This is a genomic window from Pseudomonas sp. LjRoot277, from assembly GCF_964253845.1.
Classification (GTDB): Bacteria; Pseudomonadota; Gammaproteobacteria; order Pseudomonadales; family Pseudomonadaceae; genus Aquipseudomonas.
The window spans coordinates 2,323,271-2,342,521 of sequence record NZ_CAXURI020000001.1 but is presented as its reverse complement, the minus strand read 5'-3'; the positions used below and the strand labels follow the sequence as shown (position 1 = coordinate 2,342,521).

Annotated in this window: 23 protein-coding genes, 1 tRNA gene and 1 pseudogene; 10 read left to right on the top strand and 15 right to left on the bottom strand. The window is 56.4% G+C overall.

All coding sequences use genetic code 11. The features are described from left to right. Nucleotides 1–25 precede the first annotated feature (25 nt). Complete coding sequence (locus ACSQ87_RS11080) at nt 26–1,414, top strand: DUF1254 domain-containing protein (RefSeq protein WP_411741513.1); 1,389 nt, start codon at nt 26–28, stop codon at nt 1,412–1,414. Between the two features lie 4 nt (nt 1,415–1,418). Here ACSQ87_RS11080 and ACSQ87_RS11075 read toward each other — a convergent pair whose 3' ends face one another. After that, the gene (locus ACSQ87_RS11075) at nt 1,419–1,820 is read right to left on the bottom strand and encodes a LysR substrate-binding domain-containing protein (protein ID WP_223433376.1); all 402 of its coding nucleotides are present in this window, start codon (nt 1,818–1,820) and stop codon (nt 1,419–1,421) included. A gap of 460 nt (nt 1,821–2,280) precedes the next feature. Here ACSQ87_RS11075 and ACSQ87_RS11070 point away from each other — a divergent pair, with 460 nt between their 5' ends. The 4 genes from ACSQ87_RS11070 to ACSQ87_RS11055 are packed head-to-tail and all read left to right on the top strand — an operon-like array spanning nt 2,281 to nt 5,335. After that, nucleotides 2,281–3,063 (top strand): transporter substrate-binding domain-containing protein, encoded by a 783-nt coding sequence (locus tag ACSQ87_RS11070; RefSeq protein ID WP_223433375.1) that lies wholly within the window; start codon nt 2,281–2,283, stop codon nt 3,061–3,063. A 55-nt stretch (nt 3,064–3,118) separates the two neighbouring features. Then, nucleotides 3,119–3,847: an ABC transporter permease gene (locus tag ACSQ87_RS11065; RefSeq protein WP_077431981.1), complete on the top strand. Its 729-nt coding sequence runs from the start codon at nt 3,119–3,121 to the stop codon at nt 3,845–3,847. Beyond that, nucleotides 3,844–4,554 (top strand): ABC transporter permease, encoded by a 711-nt coding sequence (locus tag ACSQ87_RS11060; protein ID WP_223433374.1) that lies wholly within the window; start codon nt 3,844–3,846, stop codon nt 4,552–4,554. Before ACSQ87_RS11065 ends, ACSQ87_RS11060 begins: the two co-directional genes overlap by 4 nt. 16 nt (nt 4,555–4,570) lie before the next feature. Further along, complete coding sequence (locus ACSQ87_RS11055) at nt 4,571–5,335, top strand: ABC transporter ATP-binding protein (RefSeq protein WP_046031503.1); 765 nt, start codon at nt 4,571–4,573, stop codon at nt 5,333–5,335. Between the two features lie 52 nt (nt 5,336–5,387). Here the strand turns inward: ACSQ87_RS11055 and ACSQ87_RS11050 are convergent, their stop codons facing one another. The 3 genes from ACSQ87_RS11050 to ACSQ87_RS11040 all read right to left on the bottom strand — a co-directional run bounded on the left by ACSQ87_RS11050 (nt 5,388) and on the right by ACSQ87_RS11040 (nt 7,050). Next, entirely contained in the window at nt 5,388–5,816 is a 429-nt protein-coding gene (locus ACSQ87_RS11050; RefSeq protein WP_223433373.1) for a hypothetical protein, read from the bottom strand. A gap of 233 nt (nt 5,817–6,049) precedes the next feature. Continuing rightward, nucleotides 6,050–6,841, bottom strand: a complete 792-nt coding sequence (locus ACSQ87_RS11045; RefSeq protein ID WP_223433372.1) for a DUF6694 family lipoprotein — start codon at nt 6,839–6,841, stop codon at nt 6,050–6,052. A gap of 77 nt (nt 6,842–6,918) precedes the next feature. Next, entirely contained in the window at nt 6,919–7,050 is a 132-nt protein-coding gene (locus tag ACSQ87_RS11040; protein WP_263288767.1) for a DUF1799 domain-containing protein, read from the bottom strand. Nucleotides 7,051–7,531: 481 nt separating this feature from the next. On the opposite strand from ACSQ87_RS11040, the gene ACSQ87_RS11035 reads away from it, so the two are divergent. Continuing rightward, entirely contained in the window at nt 7,532–8,128 is a 597-nt protein-coding gene (locus ACSQ87_RS11035) for a hypothetical protein (RefSeq protein ID WP_223433370.1), read from the top strand. A 32-nt stretch (nt 8,129–8,160) separates the two neighbouring features. Here ACSQ87_RS11035 and ACSQ87_RS11030 read toward each other — a convergent pair whose 3' ends face one another. After that, the gene (locus ACSQ87_RS11030; RefSeq protein WP_223433369.1) at nt 8,161–8,415 is read right to left on the bottom strand and encodes a hypothetical protein; all 255 of its coding nucleotides are present in this window, start codon (nt 8,413–8,415) and stop codon (nt 8,161–8,163) included. A 110-nt stretch (nt 8,416–8,525) separates the two neighbouring features. Then, nucleotides 8,526–8,792 (bottom strand): hypothetical protein, encoded by a 267-nt coding sequence (locus ACSQ87_RS11025; RefSeq protein ID WP_223433368.1) that lies wholly within the window; start codon nt 8,790–8,792, stop codon nt 8,526–8,528. A gap of 52 nt (nt 8,793–8,844) precedes the next feature. Between ACSQ87_RS11025 and ACSQ87_RS11020 the strand changes: the two genes are divergently transcribed. Then, nucleotides 8,845–9,732, top strand: a complete 888-nt coding sequence (locus tag ACSQ87_RS11020; RefSeq protein WP_223433367.1) for a DNA cytosine methyltransferase — start codon at nt 8,845–8,847, stop codon at nt 9,730–9,732. A 38-nt stretch (nt 9,733–9,770) separates the two neighbouring features. On the opposite strand, the gene ACSQ87_RS11015 is transcribed toward ACSQ87_RS11020, so the two are convergent. Beyond that, nucleotides 9,771–10,070, bottom strand: coding sequence for a hypothetical protein (locus ACSQ87_RS11015; RefSeq protein WP_223433366.1), 300 nt, complete (start codon nt 10,068–10,070; stop codon nt 9,771–9,773). 602 nt (nt 10,071–10,672) lie between these two features. On the opposite strand from ACSQ87_RS11015, the gene ACSQ87_RS11010 reads away from it, so the two are divergent. Then, a complete protein-coding gene (locus ACSQ87_RS11010) occupies nt 10,673–11,476 on the top strand; it encodes a hypothetical protein (RefSeq protein ID WP_436273597.1) in 804 nt (267 codons plus the stop codon). A 566-nt stretch (nt 11,477–12,042) separates the two neighbouring features. Here ACSQ87_RS11010 and ACSQ87_RS11005 read toward each other — a convergent pair. Further along, nucleotides 12,043–12,324, bottom strand: a complete 282-nt coding sequence (locus tag ACSQ87_RS11005; protein ID WP_223432108.1) for an excalibur calcium-binding domain-containing protein — start codon at nt 12,322–12,324, stop codon at nt 12,043–12,045. A gap of 111 nt (nt 12,325–12,435) precedes the next feature. Here ACSQ87_RS11005 and ACSQ87_RS11000 point away from each other — a divergent pair, with 111 nt between their 5' ends. Continuing rightward, a complete protein-coding gene (locus ACSQ87_RS11000; protein ID WP_317851623.1) occupies nt 12,436–13,152 on the top strand; it encodes a hypothetical protein in 717 nt (238 codons plus the stop codon). After that, nucleotides 13,038–14,202: pseudogene (locus ACSQ87_RS10995) on the top strand (tyrosine-type recombinase/integrase). The gene ACSQ87_RS11000 and the pseudogene ACSQ87_RS10995 overlap by 115 nt, the downstream one beginning before the upstream one ends. 78 nt (nt 14,203–14,280) lie before the next feature. On the opposite strand, the gene ACSQ87_RS10990 reads toward ACSQ87_RS10995, so the two are convergent. The 7 genes from ACSQ87_RS10990 to rpmI form a co-directional block, all read right to left on the bottom strand. Then, nucleotides 14,281–14,357, bottom strand: a tRNA-Pro gene (locus ACSQ87_RS10990). A gap of 89 nt (nt 14,358–14,446) precedes the next feature. Next, a complete protein-coding gene (locus ACSQ87_RS10985) occupies nt 14,447–14,803 on the bottom strand; it encodes a MerR family transcriptional regulator (RefSeq protein WP_003179985.1) in 357 nt (118 codons plus the stop codon). Next, nucleotides 14,784–15,086 (bottom strand): integration host factor subunit alpha, encoded by a 303-nt coding sequence (gene ihfA, locus ACSQ87_RS10980; protein WP_002553164.1) that lies wholly within the window; start codon nt 15,084–15,086, stop codon nt 14,784–14,786. Before ihfA ends, ACSQ87_RS10985 begins: the two co-directional genes overlap by 20 nt. Nucleotides 15,087–15,089: 3 nt before the next feature. After that, the gene (gene pheT / locus ACSQ87_RS10975) at nt 15,090–17,471 is read right to left on the bottom strand and encodes a phenylalanine--tRNA ligase subunit beta (RefSeq protein WP_223432107.1); all 2,382 of its coding nucleotides are present in this window, start codon (nt 17,469–17,471) and stop codon (nt 15,090–15,092) included. A 26-nt stretch (nt 17,472–17,497) separates the two neighbouring features. Continuing rightward, nucleotides 17,498–18,514, bottom strand: a complete 1,017-nt coding sequence (pheS, locus tag ACSQ87_RS10970) for a phenylalanine--tRNA ligase subunit alpha (protein WP_007905876.1) — start codon at nt 18,512–18,514, stop codon at nt 17,498–17,500. 109 nt (nt 18,515–18,623) lie between these two features. Next, a complete protein-coding gene (gene rplT / locus ACSQ87_RS10965) occupies nt 18,624–18,980 on the bottom strand; it encodes a 50S ribosomal protein L20 (RefSeq protein ID WP_007905879.1) in 357 nt (118 codons plus the stop codon). Between the two features lie 27 nt (nt 18,981–19,007). Beyond that, a complete protein-coding gene (rpmI, locus tag ACSQ87_RS10960; RefSeq protein ID WP_008145659.1) occupies nt 19,008–19,202 on the bottom strand; it encodes a 50S ribosomal protein L35 in 195 nt (64 codons plus the stop codon). Nucleotides 19,203–19,251: the final 49 nt, after the last annotated feature.

Here is a 19,251-nt window from a genome sequence, read left to right as displayed (position 1 = left end):
ACTACCGAGAACATTTGGCTGTGCGATGGTATTGCTCGCGTCCTTTGGATTTACGCTCGCCCAAGCAGCGGACATCACTCCCGCCGAAACGAAAGCCATCGCCGAGGAAGGCTACATCTACGGTCTACCCATCGTGATGAACTACGCGACCATGTACGACTACGCCGTGGACAAGAACTCCGGCCAGTACAAGGCGCCGTTCAACCACATTCACAGCATGCACAATGTCTTTAGCTACAAGGACACGGCCATCGTCTCGCCGAACAGCGACACGCCGTATTCCTTGATGTTCATGGACCTGCGTAGCGAGCCGATCGTGCTATCGGTACCGGCGGTGGAGAAACCGCGGTACTACTCGGTGCAGCTCATCGATAACAACACCAACAACTTCGGTTACATCGGCAGCCGTACCACCGGCAGCGAAGCCGGCTATTACATGGTGGTCGGCCCAGACTGGAAGGGCGTGACCCCGCCGGGAATCAAGAAGGTGTTTCGTTCCCAAACACAACTCCTCTTCGTGATCTTTCGCACCCAGCTCTACAATCCGGCGGACATGCCAAACGTCGAAAAGATCCAGTCCGGCTATGCGACTCAGCCGCTATCGGCTTTTCTCAAACAGCCTGCGCCGCCTGCCGCGCCGGCGATCGACTTTCCTAAGTTCGACAAGGACCTCGTGAAGACCGACTTCTTCAAGTATCTGGGCTTTGCATTACAGTTTGCCCCGGCCACACCGGAAGAAGTGGCGATCCGCACGAAGCTGGCTCGTATGGGCATTGGCGCCGGCAAGGACTTCAACTTCCAGGATCTCACCGCCGAGCAAAAGGCCGCAGTGGTTGAGGGCATGCAGGCTGGACATACGAAGGTCCAGGATGCGGTGAATCATCTCGGCACGCAGGTCAATGGTTGGAATATCGTGAGTTCCGGCGGTGATGCCGCGTTCTACGATGGTGATTGGCTAAAGCGTGCCGCCATCGCAAAAGCGGGCATCTATGCCAACGACGCCGAAGAGGCTACGTATCCGATGGCCAAGATCCTGTCCGATGGCGCGCCGCTTGACGGCAGCAAGCACAACTACACCATCACCTTTCCCGCAGGACAGCTCCCGCCGGTCAACGCCTTCTGGTCGGTGACCATGTACGACGGCAAGTCGCAACTGCTGATTAAAAACCCGATCAATCGCTACCTCATCAACTCGCCGATGCTACCCGACATGAAGAAGAATGCAGACGGCTCGTTGACGCTCTACGTTCAGAAGGATTCACCCGGCACGGACAAGGAAAGCAACTGGCTGCCCGCACCGAATGATCTGATCTACATGGTGATGCGCCTGTACTGGCCGAAGGCGGAAAACCCTTCCGTCCTGCCTCCTGGCAAAGGAACGTGGAGTCCGCCCGCGATCGTTAAAATCAATTGAACACCTAACGACCGGTTGCAGCGGACGGCGCTGGCGCGCCGCCGCTGAACCGGGGCGTTAGGGTTTCGAAGAGGCCTTGACCGGCCACTGTGGGTCGGTTGAATCCACAGCTAAAAAGCGCGCTAAAAAGAGCCTCCTGAGAGACAGCAACACTTGAGCCAACATCGGAAAGCCTCCCGATCAGGAAGTCCAGTTCTCCCGAGATAAGTCGAGGTATCAGTTCGCCGCTCACGCCCTCGACAATTTTAATGCGGACACTGGGTCGGTTTTTCCAAAGTCGTGCAATCGCTGCAGGCACAAGATAACTTGATCCCGTTAACACACTTCCTATGGCAACACGCCCTGCATGCCCCTTGCCAAGTGCATCAATTGCTTGGGAAAGGTGGTCTAGCTGGGCAAGCACCATTCGGCCGCGATCTACAAAGGCCCGACCAAGCTCCGTAGGCGTAACGCCTCGACGGTTGCGTATGTAGAGCTGAGCCCCCACGGCCTCCTCAAGGTCCTGCGTAGACGGAAAAGATGCCGAGCGAGTTTCCGAATTCTGACCGTCGATGCTGCTGGGGCATCAAGGATTGAGCCAGTAAAGTCGGCGCCCTTAATCTCACATTTTGTTACCGCATACCCCAGACGGGTGTAAAAACCGGCTTTGGTAACAGCCTCGCGGGATGCCTCCCCCTGCGCTCACCTGCCTGCCAAGCCCATCCCAGAGCGCTGTACGCGCATTCTCAAACACCCAATCCGCGAATTGGCCGGGTGATTGCATATGCTTGTCTGTACAAGTATCTGCGTGTGCATAAGACATGTTGCCACGCAGTACACGCGCTCTTGCGGCACAAGCGCTTTCGATGGTCCTTGGGAATAAAATAATGAAAAAAGCATTTCTCACCCTTTCTGCATTGGCTTTGTGTGTGGCTGCCGGTTCTGCGCTGGCCAAGGAGTACAAGGAGTTGCGTTTTGGCGTCGACCCCTCTTATGCGCCGTTCGAATCCAAGGCCGCCGATGGCAGCCTGGTGGGCTTCGATATCGACTTGGGCAACGCGATCTGCGCTGAGCTGAAGGTCAAGTGCAAATGGGTCGAAAGTGACTTCGACGGCATGATTCCCGGCCTCAAAGCCAACAAGTTCGATGGCGTGATCTCTTCCATGACCGCTACGCCCGCGCGTGAGAAAGTCATCGATTTCTCGAGCGAGCTGTTCTCTGGCCCGACCGCGCTGGTATTCAAGAAAGGCGCGGCCATCGGCATCGATCCGACCTCCCTCAAAGGCAAGAAAGTCGGCTACGAGCAAGGCACCATCCAGGAAGCCTACGCCAAGGCCGTGCTGGACAAGGCCGGGGTAGAAACCCAGGCCTACGCCAACCAGGACCAGGTGTACGCTGACCTGATCTCCGGACGCCTCGATGCCTCAATCCAGGACATGCTGCAAGCCGAACTGGGCTTCCTGAAGTCACCACCAGGCGCCGACTTCCAAGTCAGCGAGCCGGTCGAAAGCCCCCTGCTGCCAGCCAAAACCGCCGTGGGTCTCACCAAAGGCAACGCCGAGCTCCAGGCCTTGCTGAACAAAGGTATCCAGGCACTGCACGACAATGGCACCTATGCGGCCGTCCAGCAGAAGCACTTTGGCGATCTGAATCTCTACAGCGGCAAATAATGACCCTGCGCCCATTTCCGGATGGGCACTTTTTTGATTGACGTAGGGCTGCTCAATGCTAGAAAACCTATTGCAGATTCTGGGGCTGTCAGGCTTTAGCCTTAAGGGTTTCGGCCCGCTGTTGCTGCAAGGCTCCTGGATGACTGTCAAATTATCCTTTCTGTGCTTGCTGGTGAGCGTTGGCCTGGGCCTAATCGGCGCCAGCGCCAAGCTTTCGAAATCGGCACTGTTGCGCGTCCCTGCGCAGGCCTACACCACGCTGATCCGCGGGGTGCCGGACCTGGTGCTGATGCTGCTGATCTTCTACAGCCTGCAAACCTGGCTGACCTCGTTTACCGATTTCATGGAATGGGAATACATCGAAATCAATCCCTTTAGCGCCGGGGTGATTACCCTGGGCTTCATCTACGGGGCTTATTTCACCGAAACCTTCCGTGGCGCCATCCTCGCCGTACCGCGAGGGCAGATGGAAGCGGCTACCGCCTACGGCCTGACCCGCGCTCAGCGCTTTCGCTTAGTGGTGTTCCCGCAAATGATGCGCTTTGCCTTGCCGGGCATCGGTAACAACTGGATGGTGATCCTCAAGGCCACTGCTCTGGTGTCGATCATTGGCTTGGCCGATCTGGTCAAAGTGGCCCAGGACGCGGGCAAGAGCTCCTATCAGCTGTTCTTCTTCCTGATGCTGGCCGCCTTGATCTATCTGGTGATAACCACCGTTTCGAACTACGTCTTGCGCCGGATGGAAATCTTCTACGCCGCAGGCACCCGGGAGGCCGTGCGATGATCGAGCTACTGCAGGAGTACTGGAAACCTTTCCTGTTCCAGGACGGCAATCACATCACCGGGCTGGCCATGACCCTCTGGCTGCTCAGCGCATCGATCCTCTTCGGCTTCGTGATGTCGATCCCGCTGTCGATTGCCCGGGTCTCAACCAATGTCTGGGTGCGCTGGCCGGTGCAGTTCTACACCTACCTGTTCCGCGGTACGCCACTCTATATTCAGCTGCTGATCTGTTACACCGGCATTTACAGCCTGGCCGCGGTGCGTGCTCAGCCCGTGCTGGATGCGTTCTTTCGCGATGCGATGAACTGCACCATTCTGGCCTTCGCCCTGAACACCTGCGCCTACACCACGGAGATCTTCGCCGGGGCCATTCGCAGCATGAACCACGGTGAAGTTGAAGCGGCCAAGGCCTACGGCCTGACGGGCTGGAAGCTGTATACCTACGTGATCATGCCGTCAGCCCTGCGTCGTTCGCTGCCTTACTACAGCAACGAAGTGATTCTGATGCTGCACTCGACCACCGTAGCCTTCACCGCGACCATCCCGGACATCCTGAAAGTCGCTCGGGACGCCAATTCGGCGACCTTCCTGACCTTCCAGTCGTTCGGTCTCGCCGCGTTGATCTACCTGGCAGTCACTTTCTCTCTGGTCGGCCTGTTCCGCCTGGCTGAACGCCGCTGGCTGTCTTTCCTCGGCCCGGCTCACTAATTCAGGATGCTTGTTCATGTACAAACTGACCGTTGAAAACCTGCACAAAAGTTATGGCAACCATGAAGTCCTCAAGGGCGTTTCGCTAAACGCCAAGACCGGCGATGTGATCAGCCTGATTGGCGCCAGTGGTTCGGGCAAGAGCACCTTTCTGCGTTGCATCAACTTCCTGGAAACACCCAACGACGGCGCCATGAGCCTGGACAACCAGCCGATTCAAATGGTTCATGATCGCCACGGCATGCGCGTGGCCGACGCCAATGAACTGCAACGCATCCGCACTCGCCTGGCGATGGTGTTCCAGCACTTCAACCTGTGGAGCCACATGACCGTGCTGGAAAACATCACCATGGCCCCACGCCGGGTGCTGGGCGTCAGCAAGAAGGACGCAGAGGATCGCGCCCGGCGCTACCTGGACAAGGTCGGTTTGCCGGCACGGGTTGCAGATCAATACCCGGCGTTTCTCTCGGGTGGTCAGCAGCAACGGGTGGCCATTGCCCGCGCCCTGAGCATGGAACCGGAGATCATGCTGTTCGACGAACCGACTTCGGCCCTGGACCCGGAACTGGTGGGTGAAGTACTCAAGGTGATCCAGGGCCTGGCCGAAGAAGGCCGCACCATGATCATGGTGACCCACGAAATGAGCTTTGCGCGCAAAGTGTCGAACCAGGTGCTGTTCCTGCACCAGGGGCGGGTCGAAGAGCAGGGCGCGCCCGAGGACGTATTGGGCAACCCAAAAAGCGAGCGTTTGCAGCAATTCCTCAGCGGCAACCTGAAGTAGCAAGAGCGCCTTTGAGCGACCGATGGGTCGCTCGAAGGTGCTGGCTCAACCCTCAAAACACCCACGCCCAACCTGAGCAATCAATGATGCCGTAGCCGCTGACGAGCCGCTGCCAACAGATCGCATAACGATGTTCAGATGTCGCTTCTTTTTGCCCATCATGCTGACCTTCATGGTTATGCATATTGGTTTCTCCAGTGGTCACGGTAAGACTTTGGCTTGCCACTTGCCACGCCTTCAGGCCCGCAAGCTTGGCCTCTAGTGCAGGGGTCGAGTCGTCGTTCTCACCGTCGCCCAGCCCCAGAAACGAGTTGAGCGAGTTCAAGCCGTTCGATGCCGCACCAGCAACTCCGCCACCCTTGCGAGGGTCGAGCAAACGCTGAGTGATCTCGATCTGCTTGGCCAGGCCACCCTTGCGGGCGCGCTCAAGCAGTCCTTCCGCCTGAACCAACTGCTCGATGCTGTCGATGTTGCCGGACATCGCCTTGTCAAGTTGGCTGATGATGGCGATTTCGCTGGTAGCGCTTGCGCCTGATTTCCGTCTTGCCTCGGCCTGACGCTTTGACCTCGATGCCTAGGGACGCAAAGTTGGTGCTCATCTACTATCTCTCTTTTCACGCGAACTGAGCCTGATCCGGAGACATGAGACAGGCCTTATGCCTACCTCCGGGCAATAAAAAACCCGCCGGAGCGGGTTCATAAGAATTGAAACTATCAGATGGGACCGTACTGCTTTTGCAAGGCATCCAATCGTGCCTGCTCATTCTCACTAAGGCCGCCAGCATCAAAAAGTACTTTGCCGTCCGGACCATCAAGTCTGTAGACCTCGACGGTGAAAATTGCTCCTGCTGGAGCTTCAATCTTGCCCCACTTACCGAACTTATTGGGCAAGAGCTGCCAAGTAGCTCCCTCACCGGCCTCCAAGCCACCGCTAATATCGTAGTTAAACGCGTCAACAAACCATGGAATGGCTCTTTCAGGACTGGCAATAGTTCCCTTGAAGTAAGCGCGGGAAATCGGGTGGGAAGTACCGTTCTGAACAGTTAACTCGATGACAGGTTGAGGAATTTTCGAGTATTTTTCAGCCTGCTCCAGAAGTCTTGATCTCGACACGGCGAACTTTGTCAGTTCGGCTTTGGCTGTCTCAGCGGACACCGCTCTGGACAGCAGTTCCTTGATCTCCAGCAAAGCCTGCTCTTTTTGCTTCTTCTCTCTGTCAGCACGAATGCTTGTCGCCATCGTGTTCACTTCGGCAGCGGTCTTCCCATCCAAGCTTAAATTGTTGTCCTGCTGCATTCCCACAAGCGACGTTTTCCCAATATTCAGATTGCTCAACGCAACAAGCATCAGGTCGGCAGCGAACTGTTTCTTTTCATCAGGAGAAAGCCTTTCGGCAACTTTCTTTGAGGATTCTTGTAAGGTCGCCTCGGTTGTAGCATCCAGTTTTGGGTCCCCGCATCCAGCAATCAATGCTGCCGCCAGTCCGATAAGCAACATCCGTTTCATCCGTTTCCCTCCAAACAAAAAACGAATTTTAGCAAATGGCCATAATCGCGTCGCCTTCAACAGATTTACTTATGATCCTACGGGAAGCGATCGGACATAAGTGAGAGCGCTTCAGCCTCCATGCCGCGCAGATCATGGAAGATTGCAGTCCTATCTTTTACCGGAACGCCGGAAAGACACATGACGTTCAAGAGGACGCCGTAGTCCATTCCTGTAGCGCCGCACGCCCCTGTACGCCACTGGGTGTTCATCGCATCGAAGACAGTGTCGCGGAGATTGAAGCTCGCCTACGACCGCGAAGCCCTTCGCATCGGTCACGACGAATAACGAACACCGGGAGGCACGGTGCCGGGGACGTACAGCAACTCCTCGTCGAGTAGACCCAGTAACGGGATATCTCCCTTTCTTGGCATCCTTTCAAGCGCAATCCGCGTTGGCGCAACATCAAAGATCCGACCTCGCATTTTTGCGATCAAGTCACCGCTGATCCTGAATAACCCGCATCCACTTGAGCACTGAACTTCCCGAAAGTCGACATGAGCTGGGTTTTCAGTCGCAGGCGCCCCGCAAATCAAGCATTCCATGTTGCCTCCTTGACCCGATCGAATGCCGGGCCATGAAGCAATAGCTCACAAACACAACTCTCGCCACCACCGGTCACGGAGGGCGGCGCCTGACTGGAGATGCACCGTGGACAAGAACACGAAGATCCTAATTCCGGAAATCTCCGGCGACTGGAAAGAACGCACACGCTCTGGCAACACCAATATTTGGAATTACGCCTCGAACGGTGTGCCGCACCGCAACGGACTTCCCGAGGTGCGCGTGGACCCGCCCGAGGTTGGGCTCTACGCCGAGCGAATCGACGATTCCTGGTACTGGGTGTCGGGCTGCGCCAGGTGCAACGACAACGGTGAGCGCTGGAGCTACGTTGTTTGCGATAAGCGCAACGTTTGCCGGCTGTGCAGCACTCACCGCTCGAAGCTCACCGAAGCGCCGTGGGGTCACCCGGACGGTTTTACCTGCAAGCCCTGCCAAGACGCCGAAGATGCGAAGGCCAAAGCGGAGGCGCTTGCCAAGGTTGCCGAGAGCGACTACGACGAGTGGGACTATCGCAGCCAGGACGAATGCAAGTGCCCACACTGCGCCACAGTCATGCACCTTGAGTCGGAGGACTACGGCGACAAGAGCATGGACTGCGATACATGCGGCGGCCAATTCGAATTGACCACCGAGTATTCAGTGACGTTCACGACCAAGGTGATTGGAGAGCGGATCACCGCCTGATCCATCCTCACCTTTTGCGCTGAGTACTGTTTTCAAGCCGAACGATCAGGCCCAAGAGTCAAATCGATGTCTAGCCTCGCCAATGCTTTACCGCGGGCTAACGCCTCATTGAAGCTGTTGTACTTGGCATTTTCACGGATTGCTTCAACCTGCCTTTCTTTGATCTCAACAGCGATTCTAAGTCCTGTTGGCACGGAATCACTGTCGCTATCCCATTCGAAATCAATCTTCGCTTTAACACCTCGATGCTCATAGACAACTGGGTACGGCCTATCCACTAACACCATTTCGATCTCCTTGATCCGGCTCCATGCCGGGCCGAACACAAATACCCCACTTCAACGAATCACGCCAGCAGACCGACATGCCATGTGGTTGCTATGACGGTGATACCGCGTCAGCACGTCGCTGACGGCCAAGCGTTGTAAGCCACCTGCAACACGGCTGTTAAAGCTGCAGCAATCGCAGCCCGACTGTTCCAAATCGACTGCTTACGCATCGTAGGTTCTATGTCCGCGCCATCGATAATCAGCCTAGCGCCATACATGCCGTTCTCATCTGGAACCTCCGGACCAGGTTTTACTTTCACATAGGCCGAGATTGTCCAGAACACGGCTGAAAGCAAACCAGTTACCAACGAAACGTATAGAACGAAGTCCTTCATAAGACCGATCTCCACCACCTGAAAACCAGAATCCTAAACATCGGGACTTTCTATGACGACAGCAATCGATTTGTTCGCCGGCATCGACGTCATCTGGGCGGCCAACCACTGGCCGGTCGCCGTTGAATGGCACAGCGCCAATCACCCGGAAGCGATCCACATCTGCCAGGACTTGCACCAGGCGGATTGGTCGCAGCTCCCCGCGCACGACATCATGCTGGCCTCGCCCTGTTGCCAGGGTCATTCGAAGGCGCGCGGCAAAAAGTCTGGGAATACTCAGCACGACGCATCGCGCTCCACTGCGTGGGCAGTGGTGTCGGCTGCCGAATTCCACAGGCCGGAAGTAGTGCTGGTCGAGAACGTCGAAGAGTTCACGGACTGGGCTTTATACCCCGCCTGGGCACAGGCAATGGCCGCACTCGGCTACATGATGGCGCCACATGTGGTCGATTGCGCCGATCTCGGAGTGCCGCAGCACCGCGTGCGCCTGTTTCTGGTCTGCACCCGCAGCAAAGCACCGCTGAACCTTCAGCTTCACCAGCGCTGGCATGTTCCAGCCTCATCCTTCATCGATTTCGACGCGGGCAAGTGGAGCAAGATTGTGAAGCCTGGTCGCGCTGAATCGACGCTACTCCGCGTGAAGAATGGCCGGGAGCGCTTCGGTGATCGGTTTATCATGCCCTACTACGGATCCGGCTCGGGCCTGACCGGTCGCAGCCTGGAGCGCCCCATCGGGACCATCACCACGCTAGACCGATGGGCTTTGGTGCGCGGCGATGAGATGCGGATGCTTTCAGCGAACGAGGCGCTAGCGGCCATGTCGTTCCCGGCTGATACGAAGCGCCCGGACAATCATCGGCTGACGATGCACATGGCTGGCAACGCGGTACCGCCGCTGGCCGGCCAGCGGATCATTGAGGCGCTGCTTAAAGCCGCGTGATCGGCAATACCGACGGGCCAATGTGGGCCGGCACGCCTTCAGAACGGAGGAAGGTCGGCGATCCGCCTGCCAGGCATACACTGCTCCTCTGTCAGCGACCCATTGCCATCGGGGATTATCAATGCAGCGCCAACGGGGGCTCCTGACAAACGGAAGACTAGGTGGAATTTATCTCCACCCTCTATTAGCCCCAATACCTCAGCTACGGAAAAGTCACGCAACTCTGCGGAGACCTGCGGCAAAGTGTTGGCCACGTAGCCATGCGTTTCTTGCCCCTGAACCGCAATCAACTTTCCGTCTTTGTCATGTCTAGCTGCAGTAACGCTGTAAACAGCCATCGCAATTACCTCCTCATGAATCGTTAACTATAGCTACCCATGAGGTATCCCCATGCCCACAGAAAATCTCAAGGTCTATCAAGCCCGCGAAGGTGCCGAAGGCCAACAGTAATAACCTTCTCCACCAGCATCGCCCAAGCTCGCCTGTCAGTCGCCCTCCCCCCCACGTTTCCTATCCGTTAAGGCCGGTGAGGGCTGGCTTTGCGGTCCCGGCTGTAATGGTCATTCCCCCTGTAGGTTTGGGGGGAGCCTTGGGAACTGGTTTTTTGGCCGGCACCTGTGCGGGCTCAGGCGACATGCCTTCATTTTTGGTGTCGGTCGTCACTACAACTTTCTCGTTAGCCATGGGTTGTTCCTCTTCCATGGACGCCAAGGCGGCATCCTTCTACGTCCTCGGCCCCGGTTTTAGGCCAGGGAGTGGTGTGTAACTGAGCAACTTCTGATAGGCAACTTGGAAAATGATCCCGTATTGACCGGCGATGAATTCGAGAATAGCTGCCTTTTCCTCGCTGTAGATCATTGAAAGAAACTGCGCACTCGCCAAACAGCAGTAACCCCTCCCCACCTTCAAAGTCAGCCGCTATAGCGGCAAAGGAACAGTCATGCCTGTACAAAAGTTGATCGGCCCCGTAGAAGCCGTGCTTGACGAGGATCTGAAAAAGGAGCGGGACGTGGATAAGCGGAGAGGTGGTGTTACCGTGGATTTGGCAGGGGATTATCCCATTTTCAAAAAAGTAGATGGGCAACTTGTAGAGATTGAGAAGGCTGAACCCGGCAGGCGCTATGGGCTTGTGAAGAGTTTGGCCGAGGGCGGAACTACTTGTTACGTCCAGTACACGGATGAAGAGGAGGCGGCTGTTGACGCGCAGAAGGTTGCTTGGGATGCCGGCGCAAATGAGCGAGAGTTGGAGGAAATAAGAATTGCTGAAGAGGCGGCGAAGTTCGAAGAGTCGCTTAGATTTGAGACTCGGATAACCGCATTCATTGATGTGCTCGGTTGGAAAAATGCGGTCGAAGATGCAGCCAAAGGCGACAGCGAACGCGTTTTAGCGCTAGGGAAAGCCCTCGCCGGCATGCAGGGCTACAGCAAATTTACGGAAACCCTCAGAGGACTTGTTCCGGAAGATGAACGATGGCCTGGCGACCCAATGGTTAGTCAGTTTTCTGATTCTTTGTTACTAAGCTACAGCGATGATCAGTCAGGAAGAGACGCGCTGAAACAGGCGCTTTATGCCCTCACTTCGAATCTTATCCCTCACGGGCTTTTTGCTGCGAGGCGGAGTTGTTCGAGGAAAGCTGTTTCACCAAGGCGCACTTGCCTTTGGACCTGCCATTCACGAGGCGTACCTCTTGGAAAGTGCGGTTGCTTCCAGTCCGCGAATCATTCTTTCAAAGGAACTGGCTAAAGAATGGGTAGAGGACGGGGTTGAAGGGGAAGTCACCTGGCGGTCCTCCGGGGGCGGCTACCGATTCTTCAATTTCCTCCCGCCTTTTTGGGGGAATCCATTTTTCTACAACAATAAGGATTTGTGGAAGACGCGATTAAACCCAGTTCGGGATTTGATAATTTCCAAAGCGCGCGACCGGAATTGTCCCGAGGCTATATTCGCGAAGTACGAATGGCTTGCAGGATATTTTGACGCGGTATGCGCAGAAAACCCTGCCTGCGGTGTCGATATGGTTTTGCTAGAGGCAGCAAGTCTCAGGTGGGGACGTTGAAACACAAGCCGCGAGCCTGAGACCTCCCGGAGTATGTCGGCAGGTCACGGCAAGAATAAGCCCACCCTGACCAGTTGCGGCCACTCAGCATTTCTCTAAAACAGCTGGCAGGGCGAACTACTGAACCTTGTTCGAGCGGGACTTCCTCGTATATCAGCTAATCCCTGATACCCACCATCAGCGTCCCCGCCGAATTCATCCGACTGCCAACCAAAACCTTACAACTCACAGCCTGCCGGTGAACGGCCAATAGTCATCGGCACCACTGCGTCTCACAGGGTATTCCGTCGTTGTCGCCGTCCATTTCCATTCCTGGACAATTTTGCAGAAACGTTTTGGCCTCCGCGCACGAGGTCATCTGCGAGCAATATTTACGCCCATCGCATTTGACTGGAGCCGAAACAGGCTTCGGCGCGGCCACGACCGCAGGGGTTCCTTTGGGATTCGATTGCTGATCCTCAGCCCAGGACTGTAACTCCGGGGAAAACTTCCAAGCGAACAGACCAACAACAAGCACAACCAAAATCAGCTTCATTTTGATCCATCCATGATGAGAGACCGTTTGCACACTCACGTTGCCTGCTTTCCAGCGTAACCCACTAATCCACATACAGCCTGCCGGTGAACGGCGGGCGAGGAGTTCTGCATGCCTGAAATCAAGTGCGAATACGGGCACACCCTGCGAATCGGCACCGACGAATGGGTCAATCAACTATCACTGGACCAGCTTCGTTACGCTCGCCAGCAGATGGCCGAGAAGATCGATCAGGCCGAGCAAGGCCCGCGCCGGACAGTCTGGTTAGTAGATGACGGCATCAGTGTTGCTGGCTTCTATCGCGAGGAAGCTTTCACCGATGCCGCCGACCATCTGCTCAGGATCTACAAGGACGTGTTTGTGAGAGAGGCGAAGGACTTCGGCCGCCAAGCGCGGCATGGAGCACTTATGTCTGCAGAACTGGCGCGGGCGCCCTCCCGGCCCCGGCGCGAAAGCATCCTTCCCCGCTTCATCCGTGCCGGCGCTGCACCCATCTATTTGGGTATGTGCCGCGTCGAGTTCGACAAAACAGTCCGCCCCTATGTCAGCGAGTTCCCGATCGGCGAGCGCGGTGTTGGCTTCGACCGGGAAGAGCTCGACGACTGGGCCACCGCATATGTCGCAGCAAAGGCAATTGATAAACATGGCGCTTCGGAGCAACGATCGCCCCGCAGCGAGCGCCAGAAAGGAGATAAATCATGGCGCGAAAATCGATCACAGGCCTCTCCGAGAGGAAAGGTATCTGGCATATCGACAAGAAAATCAACGGAGAACGACTTTACGAAAGCACTGGAACTGGTGACCGGGAAGAAGCGGAGCGCTACCTGATCTACCGGCTGGAGCAGATCAGGCAACAGAAGGTGTACGGCGTAAAGAAGGTCAGGATCTGGCGGGAGGCGGCGACTCGCTTCCTGCTGGAGTTCAAAGACCAGCCTTCAATCAAGCTCTCGGCGCACCACCTATCCCAGCTGGACCCGTTCATAGGCGATATGCCGCTGACCCACATCGATGATCAGGCCTTAGTGCCGTTCATCAAGGACAGGTTGGCGGCCAAGAAGCTTGAGGGCGGCAAGGTGAAGAAAGGCGTCAGCAACAGGACGGTGAATATCTCGATCGAGCGTGTGGTTCGGGTTTTGTCGTTGTGTGCCAGGAAGTGGCGAGATGATGAGCGCAGGCCATGGCTGGATAGCGTGCCAATGCTCACGAAGCTGGAAGAGAAGAAGTCGAGCCGCAAGCCGTACCCGATGTCATGGCCGGAGCAGTCGATTCTTTTCGGGGGAGTTGCCGGCCCACCTGCAAACGATGGCGTTGTTCAAAGTGAACACCGGCACCCGGGAACAGGAGGTTTGCAAACTTCGATGGGATTGGGAGATTTCGGTGCCAGAGCTCGGGACCAGCGTTTTCCTGATTCCAGCTGATTTTGGCGGCAGACACGAACGGTCTGGAGTGAAGAACGGTGATGAGCGACTGGTCGTGCTCAACAGCGTGGCCAAGTCGATCATCGAGCAGCAGCGCGGCATCAGTAAGGAATGGGTTTTTCCTTACAACGGTACTGCGATGCATCGAATGAATGACTCGGCCTGGAAGAAGGCGCGGGTGAGAGCGGCGAAACTCTGGCAGGAGGAAAACCTTCGCCCCGCTCACCCAGGTTATGCATCCATAAGGATCCATGACCTCAAACACACATTTGGCCGTCGGCTGCGCGCAGCAGGCGTAACCGAGGAAGACCGCAAGGCTCTTCTGGGCCACAAGAATGGCAGCATCACCAGTCACTACTCGGGCGCGGAGCTCGGGCATCTGATTGAAGCTGCGAACATGGTATCAGCAACCGATTCGCGCGGACCGATCCTGACAATCTTAAAGAGGAAGCAGGCGTGAAAATCGAGAAGTCACGCAAAAGTCACGCACATGAAAAAGGCCAATGCTGTGAACATTGGCCTAAGACATTGAATTATATGGTCGGGACGGAGTGATTCGAACACTCGACCCCTAGCACCCCATGCTAGTGCGCTACCGGACTGCGCTACGCCCCGACTAGGCGTTAAATCCGTTCCTCTTCTCGAAGAACGCTCAAGAATATATCGCAAGCTTTTGAAAACTGGAAGTATTTAAAAGCAGGAATTTATTTCTTGAGTACCACCAGAACATCCTCCAGCTCGGCGATCATCTGGCGGATCATTTGCTTGTATTGGGTCGTGTCATCTTTGGCTTCATCGCCGGACAAACGCAGCCGTGCGCCGCCGATGGTGAACCCCTGATCGTAAAGAAGCGCGCGGATCTGCCGGATCATCAGCACATCTTGTCGCTGATAATACCGGCGGTTTCCGCGGCGTTTGACGGGGTTGAGTTGAGGAAACTCCTGCTCCCAGTAACGCAGCACGTGTGGTTTTACCGCACACAGCTCGCTGACTTCACCAATGGTGAAGTAGCGTTTGCCTGGGATGACGGGTAGCTCGTCGTTATGACTTGGTTCCAGCATAAGCCTCAACTCGGGCCTTCAACTTCTGCCCTGGACGAAAGGTGACCACACGGCGAGCCGTGATCGGGATTTCTTCACCCGTTTTCGGATTGCGGCCAGGCCGCTGGCGTTTGTCCCGAAGGTCGAAATTGCCGAAACCGGACAATTTGACTTGTTCGTTGTCTTCAAGAGCGTGCCTGATTTCTTCAAAAAACAGTTCGACCAATTCCTTGGCTTCCCGTTTATTCAGGCCCAGCTCTTCATACAGACGTTCCGCCATCTCAGCTTTCGTCAGAGCCCCCATACGTCACTTCCTTAACGTGGCGTTCAACCTTTGTTCGAGCGAGGTGAGGATGTTTTGCGTCGTGGTATTCACCTCATCGTCATTAAGAGTGCGCGATGGATGCTGCCAGGTCAAGCCGACTGCAAGGCTTTTTCTATCAGGATCAATGCCTTTACCCTGATAGACGTCAAATAGCCTTAGGTCTGTCAGCCATTCGCCTGCATTTTCACGAATTACGTCCAGTACGGCACTGGCCGCAACGTCCGTGGCCGCAATCAATGCCAGATCACGACGCACTTCAGGAAAGCGCGATAACTCCTGGAATTTAGGCATTTTACCCAATGCCACTTCGGCCAGAACCAGCTCGAAAACGAAGACCGGACGGTCGAGACCGAGGGTTTTCGACAATTCAGGGTGAATAGCGCCGACGAAACCGACCAAGCGACCTTCACGTTCGATGCGCGCGGTTTGACCCGGGTGCAACGCAGGGTGTTTGCCCGGTACGAAAGTGAACGAATCCAGTGCACCGGCGAAGCCCAGCACCGCTTCCACGTCGGCTTTGACGTCGAAGAAGTCCACCACATCGCGACCTTGTGCCCAGCCTTCCGGCAGACGGCTACCGCAAACAACGCCCGCCAGCATCGGCTCTTGCTTCAGGCCCTCCAGCTGACCGACGAAACGCAGACCGCTTTCGAACAGACGGACGCGGTCCTGTTGACGGTTCAGGTTGTGCTGAAGCGCCTTGACCAAACCTGGCCACAGGGACGAGCGCATGGCCGCCATGTCGTTCGAGATCGGGTTGGCCAGCAGCAGCGGCTCGACACCCGGATTAAACAACTCAAACTGTTTCGGATCGATGAAGCTGTAGGTGATCGCTTCCTGATAGCCACGGGCTACCAGCAGACGGCGCAGCTCAGGCAGATCGCTACGCGCTTCAGCCTTGGCCTGCGGCGCCAGACGAGCTTGCGGGTAGCGAACCGGCAAACGGTTGTAACCATACAGACGAGCCAGTTCTTCGATCAGATCGACTTCCAGGCTGATGTCGAAGCGATGGCTTGGAACTTCAACGCGCCACTGCCCTGCCCCATCGGCAGAAATCTTCAGACCCAAGCCGCTGAGCAGTTGCTCGACTTCGGCCGAATCCATTTCCATACCCAGCATCTGAGTGATGCGTTGCGCACGCAGAGTAACTGGCGCAATCGACGGCAGGTGCTGCTCGCTGACGGTTTCGATGATCGGACCAGCTTCGCCGCCAGTGATTTCCAGCAGCAGACCGGTAGCGCGTTCCATCGCCTCACGGGCCAACTGCCAGTCCACGCCACGCTCGTAACGGTGCGAGGCATCGGTGTGCAGGCCATAGGAACGGGCCTTGCCAGCGACAGCAATCTGATCGAAAAACGCGCTTTCCAGGAACACGTCGCGAGTGGTCGCGGTGTTGACGCCGCTGTGCTCGCCACCCATGACGCCGGCGATGGCCAGGGCGCGGGTGTGGTCGGCAATCACCAGCGTATCGCTACGCAGGCTGACTTCCTGACCGTCGAGCAGTACCAGCTTCTCGCCTTCTTCAGCCATGCGCACGCGGATGCCGCCATTGATTTCGGCGAGATCGAACGCATGCAGCGGTTGACCCAGCTCCAGCATCACGTAGTTGGTGATGTCGACAGCAGCGTCGATGCTGCGCACGTCGCCACGACGCAGACGCTCTACCATCCACAGCGGCGTTGGCTTGGACAGGTCGACGTTACGGATCACACGACCCAGGTAACGCGGGCAAGCGGCTGGCGCCAGCACTTCGATCGAGCGCACTTCGTCATGCACGGCTGGCACGACAGCAACCACCGGGCGGGTGACTTCAGCAGCGTACAACGCACCGACTTCACGGGCCAGACCGGCCAGGGACAGGCAGTCGCCGCGGTTTGGGGTCAGGTCGACCTCGATGCTGGCGTCGTCCAGGCTCAGGTATTCACGAATGTCCTGACCGACTGGCGCATCGGCCGGCAATTCCATCAGACCATCGTTGCCTTCACCAATTTGCAGCTCGGCTTGCGAGCACAGCATGCCGTTGGACTCAACGCCACGCAGCTTGGCTTTCTTGATCTTGAAATCGCCTGGAAGTTCGGCACCGATCATGGCGAACGGGATCTTCAAGCCCGGGCGCACGTTTGGCGCACCGCAAACGACCTGGAAGGTCTCCGACCCACTGCTGACCTGGCAAACGCGCAACTTGTCAGCGTCCGGGTGCTGTTCGGTGCTCAGCACCTCGCCCACCACCACACCGGTGAATTCGCCGGCGGCCAGCGTAACGCTATCGACCTCAAGACCGGCCATCGACAGACGAGCAACCAGCTCGTCACGACTTACCTGCGGGCTTACCCAGCCACGCAGCCATTGTTCACTGAATTTCATCCTGCTCTCCTAAGAATTCGTTACGACTAGCGAAATTGCGCGAGGAACCGCAAGTCGTTGTCGAAGAACAGACGCAAGTCGTTCACGCCGTAACGCAGCATGGCCAGACGCTCAACACCCATGCCGAAGGCAAAGCCCGAAAACTCTTCCGGATCGATCCCGGACATGCGCAGCACATTCGGGTGAACCATGCCGCAGCCCATCACTTCCAGCCAGCCAGTCTGCTTGCAGACACGACAGCCTTTACCGCTGCACATCACGCATTCCATGTCGACTTCAGCGGACGGCTCGGTGAACGGGAAATACGAAGGGCGGAAACGCACGGCCAGTTCTTTTTCGAAGAACACGCGCAGGAACTCTTCGATGGTGCCTTTCAGGTCGGCGAAGTTGATATCGCGGTCGACCAGCAGGCCTTCGACCTGGTGGAACATCGGGGAGTGAGTGATATCGGAGTCGCTACGGTACACACGGCCTGGGCAGACGATGCGGATCGGCGGCTGTTTCGATTCCATGGTGCGGACCTGTACCGGCGAGGTATGAGTGCGCAGCAACATGTTGGCATTGAAATAGAAGGTGTCATGCATCGACCGGGCCGGGTGATGGCCTGGGATGTTGAGTGCTTCGAAGTTGTGATAGTCGTCTTCGACCTCAGGGCCTTCGGCAATGCCGTAGCCGATGTGAGTGAAGAACTGCTCGATACGTTCCAGAGTGCGAGTAACCGGATGCAGACCACCCGAGGTCTGGCCACGGCCAGGCAGGGTCACGTCAATGGACTCGGCGGACAGTTTGGCGGCCAGGTCGGCCTCTTCAAACAGTGCCTTGCGCGCATTGAGAACCTCTGTGACACGCTCCTTGGCAACGTTGATCAGGGCGCCGACTTGCGGACGCTCTTCTGCCGGCAAATTCCCCAGGGTCTTCATCACCTGAGTCAATTCGCCCTTTTTGCCAAGGTAGTGAACCCGGATTTGCTCCAGGGCATTGATATCTTCAGCGCTTTGCACAGCCTCTAGAGCTTGAGAGACGAGCGCATCCAGGTTTTCCATGTACAGACTCCAGATACAAAATAGGGGAAGAGCTTGAAGGCTCTTCCCCTATTTATGACGTTTAACACCTGACCCCACAGAGGTGAGGCCGGGTGACTGTCGGGGGTACTTAAGCCAAGGTGGCTTTAGCTTTCTCGACAATCGCAGCAAACGCCGCTTTTTCGTTCACTGCCAGATCAGCCAGAACCTTACGGTCGATCTCGATGGACGCTTTTTTCAGGCCGGCGATGAAACGGCTGTAGGACAGACCGTTGATACGTGCACCAGCGTTGATACGAGCGATCCACAGAGCGCGGAACTGACGTTTTTTCTGACGACGGTCACGGTAGGCATATTGGCCTGCCTTGATTACCGCTTGCTTGGCAACACGGAATACGCGCGAGCGAGCGCCGTAGTAGCCTTTAGCAAGTTTCAGAATTTTTTTGTGACGTTTACGGGCAATGACGCCACGCTTTACACGAGCCATGAGTTACTTCCTCTATTCTTGACTAAATTAACGAAGGCGCAGCATGCGCTCGACTTTTGCCACGTCACACGGTGCCAGCAAGCTGCTACCGCGCAGTTGACGCTTACGCTTGGTCGACATTTTAGTCAGGATGTGGCTCTTGAAAGCGTGCTTGTGCTTGATACCGTTAGCAGTTTTCAGAAACCGCTTAGCAGCACCACTTTTAGTTTTCATTTTTGGCATGTTCGGATACTCCGCATTCAGTTGATAAACATAATCAGAAGGCCTGCCG

Excerpts from the sequence above, each read along its gene's own strand:
- ACSQ87_RS11065 (WP_077431981.1), top strand. The coding sequence starts at position 3,119 with ATGCTAGAAAACCTATTGCAGATTCTGGGGCTGTCAGGCTTTAGCCTT.
- ACSQ87_RS11015 (WP_223433366.1), bottom strand. The coding sequence starts at position 10,070 with ATGGCTGTTTACAGCGTTACTGCAGCTAGACATGACAAAGACGGAAAG.
- ACSQ87_RS11045 (WP_223433372.1), bottom strand. The coding sequence starts at position 6,841 with ATGAAACGGATGTTGCTTATCGGACTGGCGGCAGCATTGATTGCTGGA.
- ACSQ87_RS11020 (WP_223433367.1), top strand. The coding sequence starts at position 8,845 with ATGACGACAGCAATCGATTTGTTCGCCGGCATCGACGTCATCTGGGCG.
- ACSQ87_RS11005 (WP_223432108.1), bottom strand. The coding sequence starts at position 12,324 with ATGAAGCTGATTTTGGTTGTGCTTGTTGTTGGTCTGTTCGCTTGGAAG.
- ACSQ87_RS11055 (WP_046031503.1), top strand. The coding sequence starts at position 4,571 with ATGTACAAACTGACCGTTGAAAACCTGCACAAAAGTTATGGCAACCAT.
- ACSQ87_RS11070 (WP_223433375.1), top strand. The coding sequence starts at position 2,281 with ATGAAAAAAGCATTTCTCACCCTTTCTGCATTGGCTTTGTGTGTGGCT.
- rplT (WP_007905879.1), bottom strand. The coding sequence starts at position 18,980 with ATGGCTCGTGTAAAGCGTGGCGTCATTGCCCGTAAACGTCACAAAAAA.
- ACSQ87_RS10985 (WP_003179985.1), bottom strand. The coding sequence starts at position 14,803 with ATGCTGGAACCAAGTCATAACGACGAGCTACCCGTCATCCCAGGCAAA.
- ihfA (WP_002553164.1), bottom strand. The coding sequence starts at position 15,086 with ATGGGGGCTCTGACGAAAGCTGAGATGGCGGAACGTCTGTATGAAGAG.
- pheT (WP_223432107.1), bottom strand. The coding sequence starts at position 17,471 with ATGAAATTCAGTGAACAATGGCTGCGTGGCTGGGTAAGCCCGCAGGTA.
- ACSQ87_RS11025 (WP_223433368.1), bottom strand. The coding sequence starts at position 8,792 with ATGAAGGACTTCGTTCTATACGTTTCGTTGGTAACTGGTTTGCTTTCA.
- ACSQ87_RS11010 (WP_436273597.1), top strand. The coding sequence starts at position 10,673 with ATGCCTGTACAAAAGTTGATCGGCCCCGTAGAAGCCGTGCTTGACGAG.
- ACSQ87_RS11030 (WP_223433369.1), bottom strand. The coding sequence starts at position 8,415 with ATGGTGTTAGTGGATAGGCCGTACCCAGTTGTCTATGAGCATCGAGGT.
- pheS (WP_007905876.1), bottom strand. The coding sequence starts at position 18,514 with ATGGAAAACCTGGATGCGCTCGTCTCTCAAGCTCTAGAGGCTGTGCAA.
- ACSQ87_RS11075 (WP_223433376.1), bottom strand. The coding sequence starts at position 1,820 with ATGGTGCTTGCCCAGCTAGACCACCTTTCCCAAGCAATTGATGCACTT.
- rpmI (WP_008145659.1), bottom strand. The coding sequence starts at position 19,202 with ATGCCAAAAATGAAAACTAAAAGTGGTGCTGCTAAGCGGTTTCTGAAA.
- ACSQ87_RS11040 (WP_263288767.1), bottom strand. The coding sequence starts at position 7,050 with ATGGACTACGGCGTCCTCTTGAACGTCATGTGTCTTTCCGGCGTTCCG.
- ACSQ87_RS11080 (WP_411741513.1), top strand. The coding sequence starts at position 26 with ATGGTATTGCTCGCGTCCTTTGGATTTACGCTCGCCCAAGCAGCGGAC.
- ACSQ87_RS11000 (WP_317851623.1), top strand. The coding sequence starts at position 12,436 with ATGCCTGAAATCAAGTGCGAATACGGGCACACCCTGCGAATCGGCACC.
- ACSQ87_RS11060 (WP_223433374.1), top strand. The coding sequence starts at position 3,844 with ATGATCGAGCTACTGCAGGAGTACTGGAAACCTTTCCTGTTCCAGGAC.
- ACSQ87_RS11050 (WP_223433373.1), bottom strand. The coding sequence starts at position 5,816 with ATGTCCGGCAACATCGACAGCATCGAGCAGTTGGTTCAGGCGGAAGGA.